This window comes from Salinicoccus sp. ID82-1, assembly GCF_021991715.1.
Taxonomy (GTDB): domain Bacteria; phylum Bacillota; class Bacilli; order Staphylococcales; family Salinicoccaceae; genus Salinicoccus; species Salinicoccus cyprini.
Genome location: NZ_JAGFLY010000005.1, coordinates 244,047 through 262,304, shown reverse-complemented (window position 1 = coordinate 262,304; position 18,258 = coordinate 244,047). Strand labels below are relative to the sequence as shown.

The following is an 18,258-nucleotide window of genomic DNA, read 5'->3' as shown; positions in this document are numbered from 1 at the left end:
CATTTAATCATAAAAAAACGGGGAACCCATCGGCTCCCCGTCCTTCATTTACGATTATTTCGTTGTCGCTTTGATTTCTACATCGATGCCATTGTGGGCCATCTTGGAATACGGGCAGACCTCATGGGCTTTCTCCACGTACTCTTCAGCCTTGTCCTGGTCGATGCCTTCGAATTCAACTTCAACTTCCGCTGAAAGCTTGAATCCACCGTCCGATTCGTCTTTCAAGAGTCTTGCTGTTGCCATGACTACGCGCTGCACATCGCCAGCCTTATCTTTTTTCAATACACCATCCAGAGCACTGTTGAAACATGCGCTGTAAGCTGCGGCGAAAAGCTGTTCCGGATTCGTTTCGTTCGTGTCTTCACCGGACATCTGTTTCGGCTGTTTGACATTCATTGAAAATGATTTGTCTTCGCTGTGCACTTCTCCGTCTCTACCGCCTGTATTGATCATCTTGACTTCGTACAATGGTTTCATTAAAGCTCAACTCCTTCATCAGTATGTTTCCATTGTAAGAAACTCACTGCAAACTATCAAATAAACTGCCCGGTCATTCGCACGCATGACCATCCTTATTGCCATCCATTCTAGACTGATACGCTGCATGACCCGCGTGCACACCGTCCGGATAGACCCGTCTCAGCTCGGTACAGTTTGCGAAACGCTCATCTTCACCCTGCGTATCATTCGCGCTTTCCTCCTGATGGATTTCGGAATCATACGGCTGATCGAGCGACCATATGCCGCGCCCTGCCGCTTCAGCTTCCGCCTGTGCCGCCTCCAGCTGCCCGAGGTGTGTCGTATTCGGCGGGTTGATGTACTTGACCTGTGCAAGACCCTCCCTGACCAGCATTTCATTGACCATCTCCCCGTCCGCATAAATATATGCCAGATATCTATCATAATGATCCTGGTCCGGTCCCACATCGAATTCCACTTCAATGCTTGAAGCCTCTTCCAGAATCTCTTTTGTTCTTGCAGAGGCCTCTTTGCCAAACGGCTGTTCACCGATTCTCGGATGGTTCGTTTCGGGAGTATCAATAAGCAGATATCTGAAAGACGCCTCTTCTCCATCAAAGTTGAACCGCGTCGTATCTCCATCAATAAATGATGCTACTGTGACAGGAATCCGCTCTCCCTCTGAAGGCGCTGCATCCTCGGCCCCAAAGGTTTCGCTGATTTCACGAACCGGATTCTCATCGGAGTCCGCAACAAGGAAAGCGATCGCAAAAGCGGCCACTGCAGTGACAAAAGCAATACCAGCATATCTGAGATGTCCTTTTGCATTTTCCTGCTTCTCCATCAGATGAATGATGAAGATCCCAATGGCCATCAGCACAAGGTATGCACCGACTACACTGAAACCGGTGCCGAGGCTAAGTGCTTCATCCATCAACGCAGCAATGAAACCAAGCACTATCGCAATCGTCATCATCATGATGGAGGTTTGCCAGGATTGCTTATGCCCTTTTTGTGTCGCGTGCTTCACCAGTCCCATACCGAAGGTCACACCTGCCATCAAAGCAGCTAAAACAGATAGAATCAAAAACAAATTCATATAACCCCTCTTATTCATTCAATTACTCTAATACTACTACAGTCATCACCAGACACAATCCATTTATACGAATTTATACAACACTTCTCAATATTGCTCATAATCAATATAATTTTATTGATAAACGATAAATAACGTAATATGATAGTATATATCATAATGTGAGGTGTAAAAAATGAAACGTGGATCATCCTTATTTCTAAAAGCTGCTGTCGTACTCATGGCCCTGCCCGTCCTGGCCGGTTTCGTCTATCTGATATACTTTCTGTTAGGAAACCCGATCAATCCTGAGTATGCCCTGATCCTGTATCCGATCGTCATCGGCATACTGCTGACAGTACTGCCCTATCTCTTTGCGCTGGTCCAGGGCTTTAAACTTCTGAACTATATTGACCGGAAGGATGCATTCTCCAATCTGTCGGTCAAGGCACTGCAGAAAATCAAGATTTCAGCATTCATCATCAGTGGCATCTACTTCATTATACTGCCGTTCGTCTATATCGCAGCAGAAATCGATGATGCACCCGGTCTGATCCTCATGGGTATGGTGCCTGTATTCGCAGCACTGGTCATTGCATTTTTCGCTGCCATACTGGAGAAACTGCTGGATGAAGCCATCAACATCAAAACTGAAAACGAACTGACAGTCTGAGGTGAGAATATGACAATCAGAATAAATATTGATGTGATGCTCGCCAAGCGGAAAATGAGCGTCACGGAACTATCCAATAAGGTGGGCATTACCATGGCCAACCTGTCCATACTGAAAAATGGAAAAGCCAAGGCAATCCGCTTCTCCACTCTCGAAGCATTGTGCCGTGCACTCGATTGCCAGCCGGGAGACATACTGGAGTATGAAGAAGAAACGAAGGAATAGCTGAAGAAGAGCGGCCCATCTGCAAAAGTGGGCCGCTTTTCTTCAACTGTTATAGTTGTTTTATTATGAATGAAGCGGAAGTTCTTTGGATTGATGGCTGCGTCATCTACTCAAAAGACTGGTTCCTTCCTTCTCAATTTCCCTCTGCTTGAGTTCTCTTCTCAGTATTTTGCCACTGATCGTCGTTTTTGGGAGCTCCTCCATCACTTCAATCTCCCGTGGTGCCACATGGGCAGCCAAGTTGCTTTTGACGAATACACGTATCTCTTCAAGAAGTGCTTCCGACTGTTCGAATCCTTCCCTCAACACGATGAACGCCTTGACAATTTCTCCGCGAATGGTGTCCGGTTTACCGATAACACCTGCTTCCTGGATGGCCTCATGCTCTATCAGTTTGCTCTCCACTTCGAACGGTCCGATACGTTCACCAGCCGAGTTGATCATATCATCATCGCGGCTATGGAAGAACACATAGTCTTCTGCATCCTGATAGGCCAGATCTCCTGATATATACCAGCCTTCATACTTGAAGTAGGAATCGAATTTATCCTTGTTGCCCCATATCTCTTTCATTAGACCTGGCCATGGTGTGCGGATGGCAAGTTGCCCGACTGCACCTCTTGGGACTTCATTGCCCTCTTCATCCAGAATGCCGACTTCCACGCCAGGGAAGGGCCGGCCCATAGAACCCGGTTTGATTTTCTCACCCGGCAGGTTTACGATCAGATGTGCACCTGTTTCCGTCATCCACCATGTATCGTGGATTCTTACGCCGAGCTGTTCCCAAGCCCAATAGATGACTTCAGGGTTCAGAGGCTCACCTACACTGAGTATATGCCTCAAAGACGAAAGATCGTAATTCCTGATCACCTCTCCTTGCGAAAGAAGCATTCTGAATGCAGTCGGTGCGCTATACCAGATGGTCACCTTGAGTTCCGCAATTAGCTGGTACCAGTTCTCGGCTTTGAAACGTCCGCCCTGAACAACGATTGTCGCCCGGTTCAACCATGGGGCAAACAGTCCGTATACACTTCCTGTGACCCATCCCGGATGTGAAGTGCACCAGTATATGTCATCCTCTTTGATATCCAGGACCCATCTACCGGACTGATACTGGTGCGTTATGACACGATGGGCGTGAAGTACGCCTTTAGGCTTGCCTGTCGAGCCGCTCGTGTAGTGGATCAGCATGCCATCTTCCGGGTCCATCCATTCCACAAGGTCCCCGGCATCATTTTCGACTGGAGAAGCCTCGATATCTTCAGCGAAAAGAATCGTTTTCAGTGAAGGAATATCTTCACGAGGGACACGTTCCACCATATCCCTGTCTGTAATCAGAAGTGTACCATTGCAGTCGTTGATCCGGTCCCTTACTGCGTCCTCCATGAATGCTTCAAACAGTGGTCCGGCGATGGCTCCCACTTTTATGATTGATAGTATTGCAATATAGCATTCCGGTGTTTTCGGAAGAAAGACAAATACACGATCGCCTTTTCTGATGCCATTTTCCTTCAGAATCCGAGCATAGTGATCCGACTTCTCTTTGATCTCCTGGAATGTATAGGACCGCTTTTCTTCCCCATTGGCATAATGAAGTGCCGTTTTGTCACCGTAACCATCTTCCACATGGCGATCGATCGTCTCATAGGCGATGTTCAATTTCCCTGTTGATCTGAATTTCAACCCATCCGCTGCATTATCCCACCTGAATGTCCGCCTCGTATGATCGTAGTCCCCTAGATTATATGCACCTGGTACGGGATCTATGATTTTTGCTTCTCTATGCGACAAGATATCCACTTCCTTTCCTATTTTTCAGCAGCTGCCGGCTGGTTCAGATCAAGACTGTCCAGTATCTCTTTCTTATATTCAGCCAATTCTCCGCTTCCTCTTGTTCTTGGACGTGCTTCATTGATTGCGATCTCCCTCTCCATTTCACCAGGCTGTCCGCGCAGTGTAATGATGCGGTCGCACAAGTATGTGGCTTCATCAATATCATGGGTGACAAGCACTATCGTCGTCTGATATGTCTTCCATATATCCAGCAGCAGATCCTGGAGCTGCATTTTTGTGAACGCATCAAGCGCGCTGAAAGGCTCATCGAGCAGCAGCACCTCCGGAGAGGTGACGAGGGCACGAGCTATGGCTGCACGTTGTGCCATGCCTCCTGAAAGTTCCTTCGGATATGCATTTTCATTACCGGCAAGCCCTACATTTTCAAGGAACGTTTTCCCCTTCGATTCCTTTTCCGCTCTCGTTCCCTTCAGTCCAAATGTGACATTTTCCAATACGGTCAGCCATGGCATGAGACGCGGTTCCTGAAAAATGAAGCCGATTGCATTGCGGACCGCCCCGGGTGCTTTTCCATTGAATTCTATACGACCATCGTAAGCGTCATCGAGTCCTGAAATTGCCCTCAGCACCGTACTTTTTCCACAACCGCTCGTCCCCAATAGGCCGATGATTTCACCAGGTTGTGCTGTAAAAGAAATATTCCTCACCGCCGCTTTGTCATTAAAAGTTCTACCGACATTCCGTAGTTCCAGACTCATCGGAACCCTCCTTCTATGATTTCACCATGCCATCCTGCCAATGCAGTGTCCGAGTTTCTATGATTTTGAGTATCCAGTCCGTCAATTTGCCAATAATTGCAAATAGTATGATGCTTGAAAGGATGATTTCAGGCGATAGGGTATTCTGACCCAGTACCAGAAGGTAGCCGAGGCCACTGCTCGCTCCCATGAGTTCGGCCGCAACAACAAACATCCAGCCGAGGCCAAGCCCGCTTCTCACTCCTGTCAGAAATGACGGAAGTGCTGCTGGCAGGATGACACGTCTGATCAGCTGAAGATTGTTCAATCCATACATTCTTCCGACTTCGATCAGTTTACGGTCCACTCCGGCGATTCCTCCGATAATATTCAGATACACCGGGAAGAAGACACCGACCGCGATCATCGTCACTTTCGATGGTTCGCCGATGCCCATCCATAGAATGAAGAGGGGCACCCACGCCAACGAGGGAATGGAGCGAAAGGCCTGGATCAGTGGATCAAAAAGCTGTTCCGCCTTTTCGTAGAAACCGACAATCGATCCGACCACCATCGCAGCAACTGTACCAATCAGGAAGCCTATGAAGACACGGTATGTAGTGATTCCTACATGTGTAAAAAGAGTGCCATCCTGGAACATGCCGTTTATTGTGGCGAGTATTGCGGTTGGGGCGGGAAGTTGATAGGCAGGGAATATCCCGGTTCGGCTCAGCACTTCCCATACCGCAATCAAGACAATCGGCAGGATACTGCCGAGCATGATTGGCTGAACCCTCTTCTTCCTTCTTGCAATCGTCTTTTTCTCATCAATGCGTTCATTTGCGGGGACTGCAGTCAGCTGTCCGACACTTTTCTCCATTCATTTCACCTACTTGTGCAATTTATTCGGCGGCTTCAACTGTCTCTTCGGCAAACTTCGGTTCAATCAGATCCGACGTCAATGCCTCGATATCCACTTCGGAGTCGATCACTTCAACTTCCTGAAGGATTTTCCCTGCTTCAACGAGTGCATCGTGATGGGTTTCACCAGGAACAGCGTTTGAAAAATCATTACGTTCAAGCTGCTTCTGAGCCACTTCCTTGTCGATCTGGGCTTCCTTCATCAAAATTTCAGCCGCTTCTTCCGGGTGCTCCTGTGTCCATTTTCTTGCCTTTTCGTATACTTCAATCACGCGTTCAACATACTCAGGATGCTCTTTTGCAAAATCCTCTCTTACATTCAGGAAGCCGTAAGTATTGAAATCCGGTTCCCTATAGAAGAGTTCCGCGCCGGATTCCACTTCGAGACGGGCCATGTGTGGATCCAGCCCAGCCCAGGCGTCCACATCGCCATTGGCCAGGGAAGTGGCACCGTCACTGTGCTGTACATTGACGATTTCCACATCCTCCTGTGAAACACCTTCTTCATTCAGTGACCTGAGCAGGAAAATGTAAGGATCGGTGCCGAGGGTTGCTGCGACTTTTTTACCTTCCAGATCCTGCAGATCTTCTATATCCGAATCTGCATTTTTGACAAGTGCTGTCCATTCCGGCTTCGAGTAGATGTAGACGTTTTTAATCGGAGCGCCATTTGCTTTCGACATCAGAGCAGCAGCACCTGCAGTCGAACCGAAATCGACACTATCACTGTTCAGAAACTCGAGTGCCTTGTTGCTTCCATGGCTGAGTGTCCACTCCACTTCAATGCCTTCTCCTTCAAATGCCTCTTCAGCCCAGCCGAATTCCTTGAGCACCAGGCTTGTCGGTGAATAGTAGGCGTAGTCAAGTCGTATCTTATCCGGCCCGGCCGTCGATTCAGCCGATTCCGCTTCATCCGACCCACATCCAGCCATCACCACGACGAGTACCAGAACTAGAAATATCCACGTTTTATGATTAAAAATTGATTTCTTCATTTTTCCCCTCCTATTCTATATTTCGCATGCATATGTCGAAATGGTCCCTTTCAGCCGTTGTGCTTCCTTATATGTGCATCTATTATGGACAACCTGTATACCACCTTCTCTAGCAATATCTGCAGCTTCCGGAGAGATGACGCCTTCCTGCAGCCAGAAGACTCCAGGATTCACTTCCACCGCCTCCCTGGCAATTCCAATTGCTGCTTCCGGACTTCTGAACACCTGTACCACATCGATAGGCTCCGGCACACTCGAGAGATCCGGATAGGATTTCTCTCCGAGTATTTCCGTCTCCCTTGGATTCACCGGAATGATTCTATATCCAAGGCGCTGCATCTTACGGGCAAGCCTGTAGCTCGGCCTCGCTTCTTTTCCGCTCAATCCCACGACCGCCAGTGTCTTCTGCCTATTCACAGTATTGCCGCTCTCATCCACCACTTTTTCAGTCGGCGAATCGAGTGCCCACCGGATGACACCTTCATCATTGATGATGATCTCCTGTTTCTCTTCAGCTCCGATGCCGGTTGCTTTAGCCAGCGCCTGATTCAGATCCTGCTGTATGTCTCTCACCGATTCGATACCGACGGACAGGCGGACAAGCTCTTCCAGTACACCCGTTTCTTCCAGCTGTTCTTTTGTAAGCTGCTGGTGTGTCGTGGAAGCTGGGTGGATGATGAGTGATTTGGCATCTCCGACATTTGCAACATGTGACCAGAGGGACACATTGTCTATCAACTGCTTGCCTGCAGCCTTGCCGCCTCTGATACCGAAGGTGATGATTGAACCGAAACCATTTCTGAAGCTTTTTTTGGCCAGCTCATGGGATGGATGGTCCGGGAGGCCAGGGTATGTCACCCATTCGACAGCTGGATGATCGTCTAGAAACCTGGCAAGCTTTTCAGCATTTTCATTGTGCCGTTCCACCCGTACATGCAATGTTTCAAGACCTTGGATCAGATGGAATGCATTATGCGGACTCAATGTTGCGCCGAAGTCACGCAACAGCTGAACGCGAATCTTCGTACTGAAAGCCAGTGTCCCAAAGTCGACTGCGTAGCGAATGCCATTATAGCTGGAATCCGGTTCGGTGAATTCCGGATATTTCGCCGTATTCCAGTTGAATCTTCCTCCGTCGACCACTACACCGCCGATGGATGTGCCATGTCCACCGATCCATTTTGTTGCCGAATGGACTACGATATCTGCACCGAGTGCAATCGGCTTGCATACATGAGGTGTCGCAAAGGTGTTATCCACTATCAGCGGGACACCGGCTTCATGTGCAATGGCAGAGACCGCTTCTATGTCCAGTACCTGGAGTCCCGGATTGCCGATTGTTTCGCCGAAGACTGCTTTTGTCCTATCCGTAATGGCAGCCTTGAAATTCTCGGGATCTGCAGGATCCACGAATTTGACATTGATGCCATAGCGCGGCAGTGTCACTGCAAACAGATTATATGTACCTCCATAAAGATTCGATCCAGCAACAATTTCATCACCGGCGCTGGCCAGATTGAGTATGGATAATGTAATGGCAGACATGCCGGATGATGTCGCCACTGAAGCTACACCTTCTTCAAGCAATGCCATGCGCTTTTCGAATACTTCTACGGTCGGGTTGCCGATGCGGGAATATATATTGCCCGGCTCATCCAGTGAAAAGAGGCTTTCTGCATGATCCGTATCATGAAATACATAGGATGTTGTCTGATAGATCGGCACCGCCCTTGCCCCGGTCGTTGGATCCGGAGCTTGTCCACCGTGCAGCGAAATGGTTTCGAGATCATAAGTAGAGTTGTTTTCTTGTGACATGATGATTCCTCCTTGAATATGAATTTATTAAAAAAAGTTCTCTTCTTGTATAAGAAGAGAACTTTGAACCCCCTCTTATCTTTCAGGAATATGATTCCTGCAGGAATTAGCACCTTGTCAAGCTGTACAGCTTGACGGTTGCCGGGCGTCATCGGGCCAGTCCCTCCGCCACTCTCGATAAGTATTTATATGGATTTCTAATAATGTATACTACAATACTATGAATTAAAAATGAATGTCAAAACATTTTTTAAATAAAAATTATTCGGATTTTTAAAGCTGTACAGCGATTACGGATAGCCTTCTATTCCAAGAGCTTCTCAATCGGTGATGATCATATTCGTTCAGATTATAGAATATTGATCGCATGATTTTTCCGTCGCCTGGGTAGGATTGAAGTAGGATGGGGATGATTCCATGGCCGATATGATGACACCTGAACAAAGGAAACGCACGATGAGCAGAATCAGAGCGCAGTCGAAGCTTGAGAACAGGATTACGAAAGCATTGTGGGCCAAAGGGTACAGATTCAGAAAAAATGTGCGCAGACTGAAAGGCACACCCGATATTGCCATACAGAAATACAAAGTCGTCATCTTCATCGACTCGTGCTTCTGGCACGTTTGTCCCGAGCATGGGAATTGGCCGAAGAGCAACCAGGCATTCTGGAATCAGAAGCTTGCGAGAAATATGGAAAGGGATCGTGAGGTGGACACCCACTACCACGATGGCGGCTGGCACATCATGCGTCTATGGGAGCATGAGTTCAAAAATGACTTCGAAGGGGCTGTTGATAGGATTGCTGAATGCATAGAAGCTGCAAAACGCATAAAAAACGCGGAAAAAATAGGAGATGAAACGCAATTTCATTGTTGACAATTTACGAGAATCATTGTAAATTTGAATATGTAGTTTTTAAAGCGTGACTCATCACCTGACCACCTGCCCGGCAGGTGTTGAAATTGTTGTGAGTCCCGACAGATAAATAAAAGCTTGGTCTGTTAGCTCAGCGGGAGAGCACTTCGTTGACATCGAAGGGGTCACTGGTTCGATCCCAGTACAGACCATCCAGTATTAAAACGCAAACATCCAGTCAATAGACTGGATGTTTTTTTTATTTATAACTGTTCAGTATTCTTGAAACAAGGCCGAGAACCGGCAATTCGATGATGGGCCCGATCACGAGTGATAATGCAATCAGCGGCTCGTCTGGAAAGGCAGCAATGGCAATTGCGAGCGCAAGCGGTGAATTGCGTGCCAATGTCATGATGATGAGGCTGACTGATTCCTGTTTGCTGAATGACAGAAGTCTGCTGGCAGCACTGCCTCCAATGAAGTTGATTGTGAAGAATACAAGCAGTGGCAGTAGGAGGAGCAGCACAATATCCAGATTTTCAATCAGTGAAGTCCGCTCGGAGGCGAACATGGCGGCAATTGCTACGCCAAGGAACAGGACATTCGCCTGCTCGAAAAACCGCTTCATCCTGCCCCCTGATCCAAACAGCCTTCTCGTCAGTATGGCAAGGAGGAGCGGTATGCCGATGATGGTCAGTATGCTTTCGATGATCGTATGTACCGGCAGTCCCATACTCTGCTCCAATCCAAAAAAGAGGTGGAGGTAGACAGGTAGAAGAATCAGCTGCAGTATCAGATTCATAGGCAGCATTGAGGTGGAAAGTACAGTGTCCCCTTTTGCAATGCCTGTAAAGACAAGATACCAGTCTGTGCATGGTGTAACGGTGAGCATGATGAAACCGATCCATAGAAGCGGATGGTCAGATAGAAATAACATTCCGATCAGATATGCAATGATGGGGGTCCATATGAAATTGATGACGAGGGACGTCACAACAAACTTCACTTTTCTGAATGATGTAAAGACACGCTTCAATGGCATCAGTAGAAAAAGACCATACAGCATGAGCATGAGAAACGGGGCAATGAAGTGGTCCGCCATACTCCCTATGGCATCAATGCCGCCGATCAAGAGACCGATGCACACAGCAAGCAGTATGATGACCGGCTGGTACCTCTCCAGACTGTTCATGATGCGCACCTATTCCAGCAGATTGGCAACATCCCATGTCTCTCTTTTATAAAGCTTGAACATGAAGTACATAAGGACAATGATGCCGAATTTCATGGACAGATCATCGAGCTCCGTATCCGCCATGATGACGGTATTCCCATTCGGCCCTTTTTCCTTGACTGTAGCCACATATCTTTTGTCTATATGGGCTTCCATATCACCATCGGAATTCTCTTCAACCTTCATATGGTGGTCATCCACCTCTCCGACTATCTTGAACTGCAGGAGATTTCTGCCCGGTTTTTCCTTGAATACATGCTGCACATCATCTGTCACAATAATATATTTTGAAATATTCATATCCTTGAAGCGGCGCCTTTTCAAGCCGAGTACTACAGAAGTGCCCCGTGTGGACGTATATGAATAGGTATTCTGTTCCTCACAGTTTTTTAGAACTGCTTTCTCAACATAGCCGACTGTTTCATCGTGATCGTCTTCTATAGCCAAAACTTTTCTATTCGAATCAACCGAAAGTTTAAATTGATACTGCTTCATAACTGCCTCCTTCATACTGTGTCCGTATCCATCAGAATATCGTCTATAGTGATGGACTGGTTTTTCTGAAAAGTGCCACGAGCTCGACGTGAACTGTATGGGGGAAGAGGTCCACTGGCTGTACTCTCTCGAGTGCATACCCGAATTCCCTGAGTGACGCAGCATCTTCTGCGAAAGATTCCGGATTGCAGGAAACATACACGACACGGTCCGTTCCAAGACGTCCGATTCTGCGCATGACCTTGCCTCCAGCACCTGAACGTGGCGGATCCAGCATCAGCAGATCCGGTATGCCCCATGACTCGAGTACTTCGTCCATTCCCCTTCTGGCATCTTTCGCCAGGAAGTAGGTGTTGCCGATTCCATTGTCTTCTGCGTTTCTTTTGGCCGATTCGATGGATGTCTCCACAATTTCGATACCTGCGAGTTCCTTTACCCTTCTGGCAAATGGCAGGGAGAATGTCCCTACACCGCAGAACAGGTCGATCATGCGTTCATCGAATTCGACTTCAGCCATTTCAATGGCCAGTTCCACAAGCTTCTCCGCCTGCTGCGGATTGGTCTGGAAGAACGTATCGAACCAGATTCTATATTTATAGCCGTACATCTCATCGTTGATGTAGTCACGGCCATGAAGAATATGCGTATTTTCCGACTGAGTCATATCGGCCCAGTCGGTATTTTCCATCCACATCAGACTTTTCAGGCTACTGAACTTAGTCGTCAGTCTCTGAACAAGGTCCCCCACAGCCGTCTCGACCTCAGACGGTCCTTCCGTCGCAAAAACAGCAAGCATCAGCTCACCTGTCTTCTGGGACTGGCGTACCATCAGATTGCGCAGCAGGCCTGTATGCTGATCCTTGTCGTATCCGCTCAGCTCATGCTCCCGTGCCCACTCCGACACTTCGAGCATCGCCTGGACCATCTCGTCTCCTGCAATGAGGCACGTATCGAGATCGATGATATTGCGGAAATTGCCCAGTTCATGGAGACCAAGCGCCCCATCACGACCGAAAGTGAATTCCATCTTATTGCGGTACTCCCATGGTGTCTCCATGCCGATCGCATCTGCGACAATATCCACATCAAATCCATGGTCACGAAGAAACCCACGTACTTTATCCGTTTTATAGTGAAGCTGCCCCTGGTACGTCCAGTGCTGCCAGACGCAGCCGCCGCATTTCTCGAAATGTGGACATGGTGCCACAACACGTTCCGGACTTTCCGATACGATCTCATCCGGAAGCAAGCGGGCCACTTTGCGATCCGGGTTCGGCACGGTCACCTTGGCCGTCTCGCCGATGAGGGTCTGCGGCACGTTGAGTTTCAGTTTCCTCGGATTGCTGCCACCAGCGTCACGCCATACATGACCCATCCCCGATCCCTTCTTATCCAATTTATCTATTTCCACTATATGTGTTTCATAATTCTGATTCGACAAAACAGTCTCTCCTATCCGTATCTCTTAATCTATATATACATTATCCATGATTTTCATAGTAATTGCTTCAAATATTTTAGGATGATTTACTATAATGTGCAATATAGAAAATGCATTCATATCAAAAGACGAACCATCAATCCGACACATGCACCGAAAACTGCGTGGCCGAGTGTCCAGTATAGCCATGCACTATAATCATCGGATGACGGTGGTGACGCTGACAGCCCGGTAAGAAAATAGAGAATGCTGCCACCCAACGTGGACAGAAGGACAAATGACCAGACCTCCGTTTCAAAACCGAAAGGGACGAGCAGGAGATACATCACCACTGCACTCGCAATGCAGCAGAAGTAGTGGAACAGGATGCCGAGCAGCTTATGATCGCTCCTTTGCTTGAGTACGGGGATGTAGTCGATGTTATAGAACAGAACATCCGCCTTGTTGCCGGTAAAAAGACGGATCAGCTTCATTACCAGAGTGAAAACCACTCCCGAAACCGCTCCGGCCAGAACCAGCTTCAAGAAAATCATCATCCCAACACCCCAATCCTTCTGCACAGCTTTATTCCAATGGATTGCTGTAAACATTCATAGTAACTATACCCATAGGAAAAAACCATTAACGATAAAATGTGAAATAAAAGATGAGATATACATATGATTCATTTGCGTGGAAATCGAGGGATTTTCGTGACAGAATATAAGCAAGAGGTGATTGTAATGGCAAACATCGAATTGTCCGAATATGCAAATGCCATCAGATTATACGAACCGTTCGAGCCGGTGATGGCTGAAAACACCAGCAAGGAAACTTTGACGGATGAAGTATTGGAGATATTACGCAATGAAAAGGCAGGGACGCAGGATATTGATATCCCGGATGACCAGATCGCAAAAAGGAGACTGATCCGTGCCCTGCTCAACATCAGACAACCACTGCCACTTAAAAAGGAAATGATGCGAAAGCTTGATGCACTGCTGCAACAGGAGAAAGCAGAGAAGCAGACAACTTCTGCAGCCTCGATTCCAAGTATTGTTTCAGCTTTCCCCGAGAATGGAATACAGGGCGCCGACATGATGGCACTCTGGCAAGGGAATATTACCGACATCAAAGCCGATGCCATCGTCAATGCCGCCAATGAGAAACTGCTCGGATGCATGCAGCCGCTGCATGATTGTGTGGACAATGCCATCCACTCCGCTGCCGGACCGATGCTGCGGGATGATTGTGCCGAAATCATCCACCGTCAGAAATCAGATGAAGAGATAGGGACCGCAAAAATAACACGTGGCTATCATCTGCCGAGCACTTACGTCATCCACACTGTCGGACCGGCAGTGACCAATGAAACACCCCTCAACGATGTGCATGTTGCCGAACTCATTTCAAGCTACCAGTCCTGTCTTGACCTGGCACATGAAATTGAAGACATCAGAACGATTGCCTTCCCTGCCATATCAACAGGCGTGTTCGGCTTTCCAAAGCAGCGGGCAGCAGAGATCGCTGTCACGACAGTCGGCAACTGGCTCAAGCAGAACGATCATCATTTCGATCGGATCGTTTTCAATGTATACAGCGAAGCGGACAAAGCAATCTATGAAGACGTGTTCAAGTAACAAAGAGCGGCAGAGTTTTCTGCCGCTCTTTGTTTATGTCCACTCCTCAATCGGTCTGAGATAGGATTCGATCTCTTCCCTTCTTTCCTCAAGAAAAGGCGGCAGATCAAGTGTCTTGCCAAGCGTTTCAGCCGACCGGTCCGCAGTGAATCCCCTGGATACAGGACCGACGATTTCGAAGGTAATGTCATTCTCCTCTGTAAAATACAGACTTTCGAAATAATAACGGTCTTTGATTCCGGTCGTTGCATATCCTTGGTCTTTCAATATTCTGTCCCATTCCAGAAGCGGGCGTTCTTTCGACTGGATGGCCAGGTGGTGCACACTGCCCCGCCCTGCGCGTGCTTTTTGTCCCGATTGTGCTTTTATCAGAATCTCGCCGAACACTTCATCTGCAACGGAAGTAAGCAGCGTTTCCTCGGCATTGCCATGGACGACGGTATAGCCGAAGGTGTTCTCAAGCAGTAAAACGATGCTTGGCATGTCCATCACGGTGATTTCCACTGTACCCATGCCAAGAATCCGATGCCCTTCTTCTATGTCATTTTCACTCCATGGCTGCCAGTCTTCCGGGACAGCCTGATTGTCATGATTGATCAGTACAAGGGCCAGGCCATCCGGATCATTGAAACGGAGTGCTTCCCTATTGCCATACCGGGTGATGTCTTCGTGCGAAACACCATAGCTATCCAGGCGCTGCTGCCAGTATTGGAGACTCTCATGGCTTGGTACAAGCAGTCCGATGGCGGAGATCATATTGGTACCGGGATGGGTGCTGCCGATATTGCCGATTTCAAAAAACGTCAGATCATTTCCTGTACTGCCAAGCGCATCACCATAGAAGACGTGGTACATCTTCGGATCGCCCTGATTCACGGAAACTTTCACCCTTCTCAGACCGAGTACTTCCGTATAGAAATGATTGTTCTCTTTTAAATCTTTTGTAAACATGGAAATATGATGGTGTCCTGATATCATTCCATTCACCTGCTCTCCTTATTTGGCCGCTCCACAGACATCCATGGACGTTCCGCTTCCCAGTGCATTCTGACTGGAATCTTGTAGACTGTAGAAAGATTCTCTGTCGTCAGCACTTCCTGCTTCGGACCCTGCGAAATAATCTCTCCATCACGTATCAGCAGAACGTGACTGATTGCATCAGTAATCTCCTCAATATGGTGGGTGACGTAGAGCAGTGGCAGAGTGTCTCGAGCAACCGATTCAGTCATCGACAGTACATCCTCCCGTGCCAGCACATCGAGACCCGCACATGGTTCATCCAGAATCAGAAGCTCAGGCTCATTCATCAGTGCACGGCCGAGCAGTACTCTCCTCTGCTCGCCTTGCGACAGGACGGCGTAGCGTTTTTCTGATATGTACTCGAGCCTCAGATCTTTCAGAATACTTGCCGCCCGCTCGGCATCTTCTGGCGTAATTTCCTGATAGATGCCGAAAGATGCAAACTTGCCGCTGAGTATGATGTTTTCAACGGTCTCCCGGTTCATCGTCTGCTGAAATCTACCCAGCGCATTGCTGACAAAACCGATCTTCTTTCTCATTTCAGGAAGACTCGCCTTGCCGAATTCCGTCCCAAGTACTGTGGCACTCCCGGCTGTCGGATAGTTGTACCCCGTAATAATATTCAAAAGTGAAGTCTTCCCCGAACCATTCAGACCGAGGATCGCCCAGTTCTCTCCCCGATTCACTTCCCAACTGATATCTTTCAGAATTTCTTCCCCGTCCCGCTTCCATAGTATATTTTCCAACTTGATGATCTTTTCCATATGACACCCCTCAGATGCTTGATGTATTTACGTGTAAATATACATAAAAAAGGCGATGGAATCCAATCCACCGCCTTGATTACTACTATTCGATCAATCCCATGCTCAAGTAGCGTTCACCCGAGTCCGGTGAGATGGACAGTACCCGCTTGCCTGGTCCCAATTTTTTGGCGACAATGATGGCTGCATGCACAGATGCTGCAGCAGAAGGACCAACAAAGATGCCCTCCTCCTTGGCCAGACGCCTGAACATGTTGATCGCATCCTCATCTTCAATCTGGATGATCTCATCGTATATATCCGTGTTCAGTATGTTCGGCACGAATCCAGGACTTGTACCGACCAGCTTGTGCTTGCCCGGCTGTCCGCCTGAAAGCACCGGTGAACCTTTCGGTTCAACAACTGTGATATGGATGTTTTCCAGATGTTCCCTCAATACCTCGCCTGTGCCTGTAATCGTGCCGCCTGTTCCCGCAGTCGCTACAAACGCATCAAGGTCATGGTCGAAATCCTCAAGAATCTCCATGGCCGTCGTCGTACGATGGATATCCGGATTCGCGTAGTTTTCGAACTGCTGCGGAATAAAGCTGTTCGGGATCTCCGCCTGCAGTTCCTTCGCCTTTCTGATGCATCCCGGCATCTTCTCGTCCGCCGGCGTCAGTACCACTTTGGCACCATATGCCTTGAGCAGGCTGATCCGCTCACTCGTCGAGCTGTCCGGCAGGACGAATATGGCCTTATACCCTTTAGCCGCAGCATTCATTGCCAGACCAATGCCCGTGTTGCCACTCGTCGGCTCGATGATCGTACCACCAGGATCAATTACACCATCCGCTTCCGCCTGTCTCAGCATGTTGAATGCCGCCCGGTCCTTTACACTTTTGCTCGGATTGAACAATTCAAGTTTTACATAGACATCCGCAGCCCCTTCAGGGACTACCCTATTCAGTTTCACAACCGGCGTATTACCGATTACATCTACAATGCTGTCGACCCTATTCATATGGACTTACCCTCATTTCTTTTAATTCCTACTTCAACAGTATCTTATAGCAATTTACGCTGCAGGTCAAAATGATGGATCACAGTGCCCGCTTCAGGCGAATCATATCCCGGCACCAGATGCCATTTTCATAGATATGGTCCTCATAGTTGTCCACGAAGAAGTTGTGTATGATGCCATCAATTCTGAAGCCGCATTTCTGATAGAGTGCAAGCTGGCCGATGCTTGAGTTGCCGGTTCCGATTTCAATGCTTTTCCAACCTGACTGAGCATACCTTTCCACGGCATCCATCAGCAGATGTTTACCCAGACCTTTGCCTTGATGTCCCTCTGTAACAGCAATATTGTATATCTCGATGGCGTCCCGGGAAGTCTCCCCAGCTACACAGACACCGATGATCTCACCGTCCATTTCAGCAACGTAGCAATCAGACTTTGCCAGGTACGAACATATCTGCTGCTCGGATGGATCCGCAATTCTCAGCAGCGCCATCGGTACGCGTTCGTCTTCTCTGATCTGTCTGATATGTATTTCATCAATATTATCCATCAGTTCCGTACCGCCCCTTGCCGATTGACGAGATCGAAGTACAGTCTGATCAGATTCTGTTCGTAGGGAATGAATGTCCCTGCTTCAATCATTTCCAGTACCTCTGCCTTCGATGCCCACTTTACATCTTTGACCTCTTCATACTGCAACGACAGCTCCCTGATATCCACATCCATTTCAATCAGGTAGATATCATCGAAACCCCGACCAAAATTCATCGTCATAGTAGGCCTGACATTCTCCAGATTCAATTTCAGACCGATTTCCTCGAGCGTCTCCCGCTCGGCAGCCATCTGGCTCGTATCGCCACTGAGCGCACTGCCGCCCACCGTCACATCCCACATATCCGGCCATCCTTCTTTGAAAGGCTGCCTCTGCTGGATGAGCATCTCTCCACTGGTATTGAAAATGCACACGTGAACGACCATATGATACTCACCCGGTGCAAGCTGATTTCCACGCACCATCGTCTTGTTCATTTTATTGCGTGAAACATCGTATATATCCCATGTCTCCATAGACCAATCTCCTATTTTCAGTACTTATGCCCAGTATATTGATTTTTATCTGGAAACTC

The 18,258-nt window shown here is 48.1% G+C and carries 20 protein-coding genes, 1 tRNA gene and 1 riboswitch; of the genes, 5 read left to right on the top strand and 16 right to left on the bottom strand.

The window, feature by feature from the left end:
• Positions 1-54: 54 nt before the first annotated feature.
• Entirely contained in the window at positions 55-480 is a 426-nt protein-coding gene (locus J4760_RS12765; RefSeq protein WP_145288363.1) for an Ohr family peroxiredoxin, read from the bottom strand.
• Positions 481-553: 73 nt separating this feature from the next.
• On the bottom strand, positions 554-1,561 hold the full coding sequence (locus tag J4760_RS12760) for a thermonuclease family protein (protein WP_237605971.1): 1,008 nt from the start codon (positions 1,559-1,561) through the stop codon (positions 554-556).
• 175 nt (positions 1,562-1,736) lie between these two features.
• Here J4760_RS12760 and J4760_RS12755 point away from each other — a divergent pair, with 175 nt between their 5' ends.
• Together J4760_RS12755 and J4760_RS12750 are read left to right on the top strand one after the other, a co-directional pair.
• Positions 1,737-2,213, top strand: coding sequence for a DUF2975 domain-containing protein (locus J4760_RS12755; RefSeq protein WP_237605970.1), 477 nt, complete (start codon positions 1,737-1,739; stop codon positions 2,211-2,213).
• Positions 2,214-2,222: 9 nt separating this feature from the next.
• The gene (locus tag J4760_RS12750; protein WP_237605969.1) at positions 2,223-2,438 is read left to right on the top strand and encodes a helix-turn-helix domain-containing protein; all 216 of its coding nucleotides are present in this window, start codon (positions 2,223-2,225) and stop codon (positions 2,436-2,438) included.
• Between the two features lie 102 nt (positions 2,439-2,540).
• On the opposite strand, the gene acsA is transcribed toward J4760_RS12750, so the two are convergent.
• From acsA to J4760_RS12725, 5 genes are read right to left on the bottom strand one after another with little or no spacing between them, the layout of a single operon-like run.
• A complete protein-coding gene (acsA, locus tag J4760_RS12745; protein ID WP_237605968.1) occupies positions 2,541-4,229 on the bottom strand; it encodes an acetate--CoA ligase in 1,689 nt (562 codons plus the stop codon).
• 17 nt (positions 4,230-4,246) lie between these two features.
• The gene (locus tag J4760_RS12740; protein ID WP_145288374.1) at positions 4,247-4,990 is read right to left on the bottom strand and encodes an ABC transporter ATP-binding protein; all 744 of its coding nucleotides are present in this window, start codon (positions 4,988-4,990) and stop codon (positions 4,247-4,249) included.
• A 13-nt stretch (positions 4,991-5,003) separates the two neighbouring features.
• Positions 5,004-5,849, bottom strand: a complete 846-nt coding sequence (locus J4760_RS12735; protein WP_145288377.1) for an ABC transporter permease — start codon at positions 5,847-5,849, stop codon at positions 5,004-5,006.
• A 22-nt stretch (positions 5,850-5,871) separates the two neighbouring features.
• Complete coding sequence (locus J4760_RS12730) at positions 5,872-6,885, bottom strand: aliphatic sulfonate ABC transporter substrate-binding protein (protein ID WP_237605967.1); 1,014 nt, start codon at positions 6,883-6,885, stop codon at positions 5,872-5,874.
• Between the two features lie 15 nt (positions 6,886-6,900).
• Positions 6,901-8,700, bottom strand: a complete 1,800-nt coding sequence (locus J4760_RS12725) for a PLP-dependent aspartate aminotransferase family protein (RefSeq protein ID WP_145288382.1) — start codon at positions 8,698-8,700, stop codon at positions 6,901-6,903.
• Positions 8,701-8,772: 72 nt separating this feature from the next.
• Positions 8,773-8,884: riboswitch (SAM riboswitch) on the bottom strand.
• Positions 8,885-9,117: 233 nt separating this feature from the next.
• Between J4760_RS12725 and J4760_RS12720 the strand changes: the two genes are divergently transcribed.
• Positions 9,118-9,576 (top strand): very short patch repair endonuclease, encoded by a 459-nt coding sequence (locus tag J4760_RS12720; protein WP_237605966.1) that lies wholly within the window; start codon positions 9,118-9,120, stop codon positions 9,574-9,576.
• Between the two features lie 119 nt (positions 9,577-9,695).
• Positions 9,696-9,767 (top strand) — tRNA-Val (locus tag J4760_RS12715).
• 47 nt (positions 9,768-9,814) lie between these two features.
• On the opposite strand, the gene J4760_RS12710 is transcribed toward J4760_RS12715, so the two are convergent.
• The 4 genes from J4760_RS12710 to J4760_RS12695 all read right to left on the bottom strand — a co-directional run bounded on the left by J4760_RS12710 (position 9,815) and on the right by J4760_RS12695 (position 13,261).
• Entirely contained in the window at positions 9,815-10,747 is a 933-nt protein-coding gene (locus J4760_RS12710; protein ID WP_237605965.1) for an arsenic resistance protein, read from the bottom strand.
• Between the two features lie 9 nt (positions 10,748-10,756).
• Complete coding sequence (locus tag J4760_RS12705) at positions 10,757-11,284, bottom strand: hypothetical protein (protein WP_237605964.1); 528 nt, start codon at positions 11,282-11,284, stop codon at positions 10,757-10,759.
• 43 nt (positions 11,285-11,327) lie between these two features.
• Positions 11,328-12,725 carry a 23S rRNA (uracil(1939)-C(5))-methyltransferase RlmD gene (rlmD, locus tag J4760_RS12700; protein ID WP_237605963.1) on the bottom strand — a complete coding sequence of 466 codons (1,398 nt, stop codon included), beginning with the start codon at positions 12,723-12,725 and terminating at the stop codon, positions 11,328-11,330.
• Positions 12,726-12,841: 116 nt separating this feature from the next.
• Positions 12,842-13,261 (bottom strand): hypothetical protein, encoded by a 420-nt coding sequence (locus J4760_RS12695; RefSeq protein WP_237605962.1) that lies wholly within the window; start codon positions 13,259-13,261, stop codon positions 12,842-12,844.
• Positions 13,262-13,447: 186 nt separating this feature from the next.
• Between J4760_RS12695 and J4760_RS12690 the strand changes: the two genes are divergently transcribed.
• Positions 13,448-14,344: a protein-ADP-ribose hydrolase gene (locus J4760_RS12690; RefSeq protein WP_237605961.1), complete on the top strand. Its 897-nt coding sequence runs from the start codon at positions 13,448-13,450 to the stop codon at positions 14,342-14,344.
• A 33-nt stretch (positions 14,345-14,377) separates the two neighbouring features.
• Here J4760_RS12690 and J4760_RS12685 read toward each other — a convergent pair whose 3' ends face one another.
• The 5 genes from J4760_RS12685 to J4760_RS12665 all read right to left on the bottom strand — a co-directional run bounded on the left by J4760_RS12685 (position 14,378) and on the right by J4760_RS12665 (position 18,199).
• Positions 14,378-15,322 (bottom strand): VOC family protein, encoded by a 945-nt coding sequence (locus J4760_RS12685; protein WP_237605976.1) that lies wholly within the window; start codon positions 15,320-15,322, stop codon positions 14,378-14,380.
• A 5-nt stretch (positions 15,323-15,327) separates the two neighbouring features.
• Positions 15,328-16,128, bottom strand: a complete 801-nt coding sequence (locus tag J4760_RS12680) for an ABC transporter ATP-binding protein (RefSeq protein WP_145288402.1) — start codon at positions 16,126-16,128, stop codon at positions 15,328-15,330.
• Positions 16,129-16,213: 85 nt separating this feature from the next.
• On the bottom strand, positions 16,214-17,131 hold the full coding sequence (gene cysK, locus J4760_RS12675; protein WP_145288404.1) for a cysteine synthase A: 918 nt from the start codon (positions 17,129-17,131) through the stop codon (positions 16,214-16,216).
• A 79-nt stretch (positions 17,132-17,210) separates the two neighbouring features.
• Complete coding sequence (locus J4760_RS12670) at positions 17,211-17,681, bottom strand: GNAT family N-acetyltransferase (RefSeq protein ID WP_145288407.1); 471 nt, start codon at positions 17,679-17,681, stop codon at positions 17,211-17,213.
• Complete coding sequence (locus J4760_RS12665; protein WP_237605960.1) at positions 17,681-18,199, bottom strand: NUDIX hydrolase; 519 nt, start codon at positions 18,197-18,199, stop codon at positions 17,681-17,683. Before J4760_RS12665 ends, J4760_RS12670 begins: the two co-directional genes overlap by 1 nt.
• Between the last annotated feature and the right edge of the window lie 59 nt (positions 18,200-18,258).

What these genes read in the sequence shown, in the direction of transcription:
- J4760_RS12765 (WP_145288363.1), bottom strand. Translation starts at nt 480, where the DNA reads ATGAAACCATTGTACGAAGTCAAGATGATCAATACAGGCGGTAGAGAC.
- J4760_RS12760 (WP_237605971.1), bottom strand. Translation starts at nt 1,561, where the DNA reads ATGAATTTGTTTTTGATTCTATCTGTTTTAGCTGCTTTGATGGCAGGT.
- J4760_RS12755 (WP_237605970.1), top strand. Translation starts at nt 1,737, where the DNA reads ATGAAACGTGGATCATCCTTATTTCTAAAAGCTGCTGTCGTACTCATG.
- J4760_RS12750 (WP_237605969.1), top strand. Translation starts at nt 2,223, where the DNA reads ATGACAATCAGAATAAATATTGATGTGATGCTCGCCAAGCGGAAAATG.
- J4760_RS12740 (WP_145288374.1), bottom strand. Translation starts at nt 4,990, where the DNA reads ATGAGTCTGGAACTACGGAATGTCGGTAGAACTTTTAATGACAAAGCG.
- J4760_RS12735 (WP_145288377.1), bottom strand. Translation starts at nt 5,849, where the DNA reads ATGGAGAAAAGTGTCGGACAGCTGACTGCAGTCCCCGCAAATGAACGC.
- J4760_RS12730 (WP_237605967.1), bottom strand. Translation starts at nt 6,885, where the DNA reads ATGAAGAAATCAATTTTTAATCATAAAACGTGGATATTTCTAGTTCTG.
- J4760_RS12725 (WP_145288382.1), bottom strand. Translation starts at nt 8,700, where the DNA reads ATGTCACAAGAAAACAACTCTACTTATGATCTCGAAACCATTTCGCTG.
- J4760_RS12720 (WP_237605966.1), top strand. Translation starts at nt 9,118, where the DNA reads ATGGCCGATATGATGACACCTGAACAAAGGAAACGCACGATGAGCAGA.
- J4760_RS12710 (WP_237605965.1), bottom strand. Translation starts at nt 10,747, where the DNA reads ATGAACAGTCTGGAGAGGTACCAGCCGGTCATCATACTGCTTGCTGTG.
- J4760_RS12705 (WP_237605964.1), bottom strand. Translation starts at nt 11,284, where the DNA reads ATGAAGCAGTATCAATTTAAACTTTCGGTTGATTCGAATAGAAAAGTT.
- J4760_RS12695 (WP_237605962.1), bottom strand. Translation starts at nt 13,261, where the DNA reads ATGATGATTTTCTTGAAGCTGGTTCTGGCCGGAGCGGTTTCGGGAGTG.
- J4760_RS12690 (WP_237605961.1), top strand. Translation starts at nt 13,448, where the DNA reads ATGGCAAACATCGAATTGTCCGAATATGCAAATGCCATCAGATTATAC.
- J4760_RS12685 (WP_237605976.1), bottom strand. Translation starts at nt 15,322, where the DNA reads ATGATATCAGGACACCATCATATTTCCATGTTTACAAAAGATTTAAAA.
- J4760_RS12680 (WP_145288402.1), bottom strand. Translation starts at nt 16,128, where the DNA reads ATGGAAAAGATCATCAAGTTGGAAAATATACTATGGAAGCGGGACGGG.
- cysK (WP_145288404.1), bottom strand. Translation starts at nt 17,131, where the DNA reads ATGAATAGGGTCGACAGCATTGTAGATGTAATCGGTAATACGCCGGTT.
- J4760_RS12670 (WP_145288407.1), bottom strand. Translation starts at nt 17,681, where the DNA reads ATGGATAATATTGATGAAATACATATCAGACAGATCAGAGAAGACGAA.
- J4760_RS12665 (WP_237605960.1), bottom strand. Translation starts at nt 18,199, where the DNA reads ATGGAGACATGGGATATATACGATGTTTCACGCAATAAAATGAACAAG.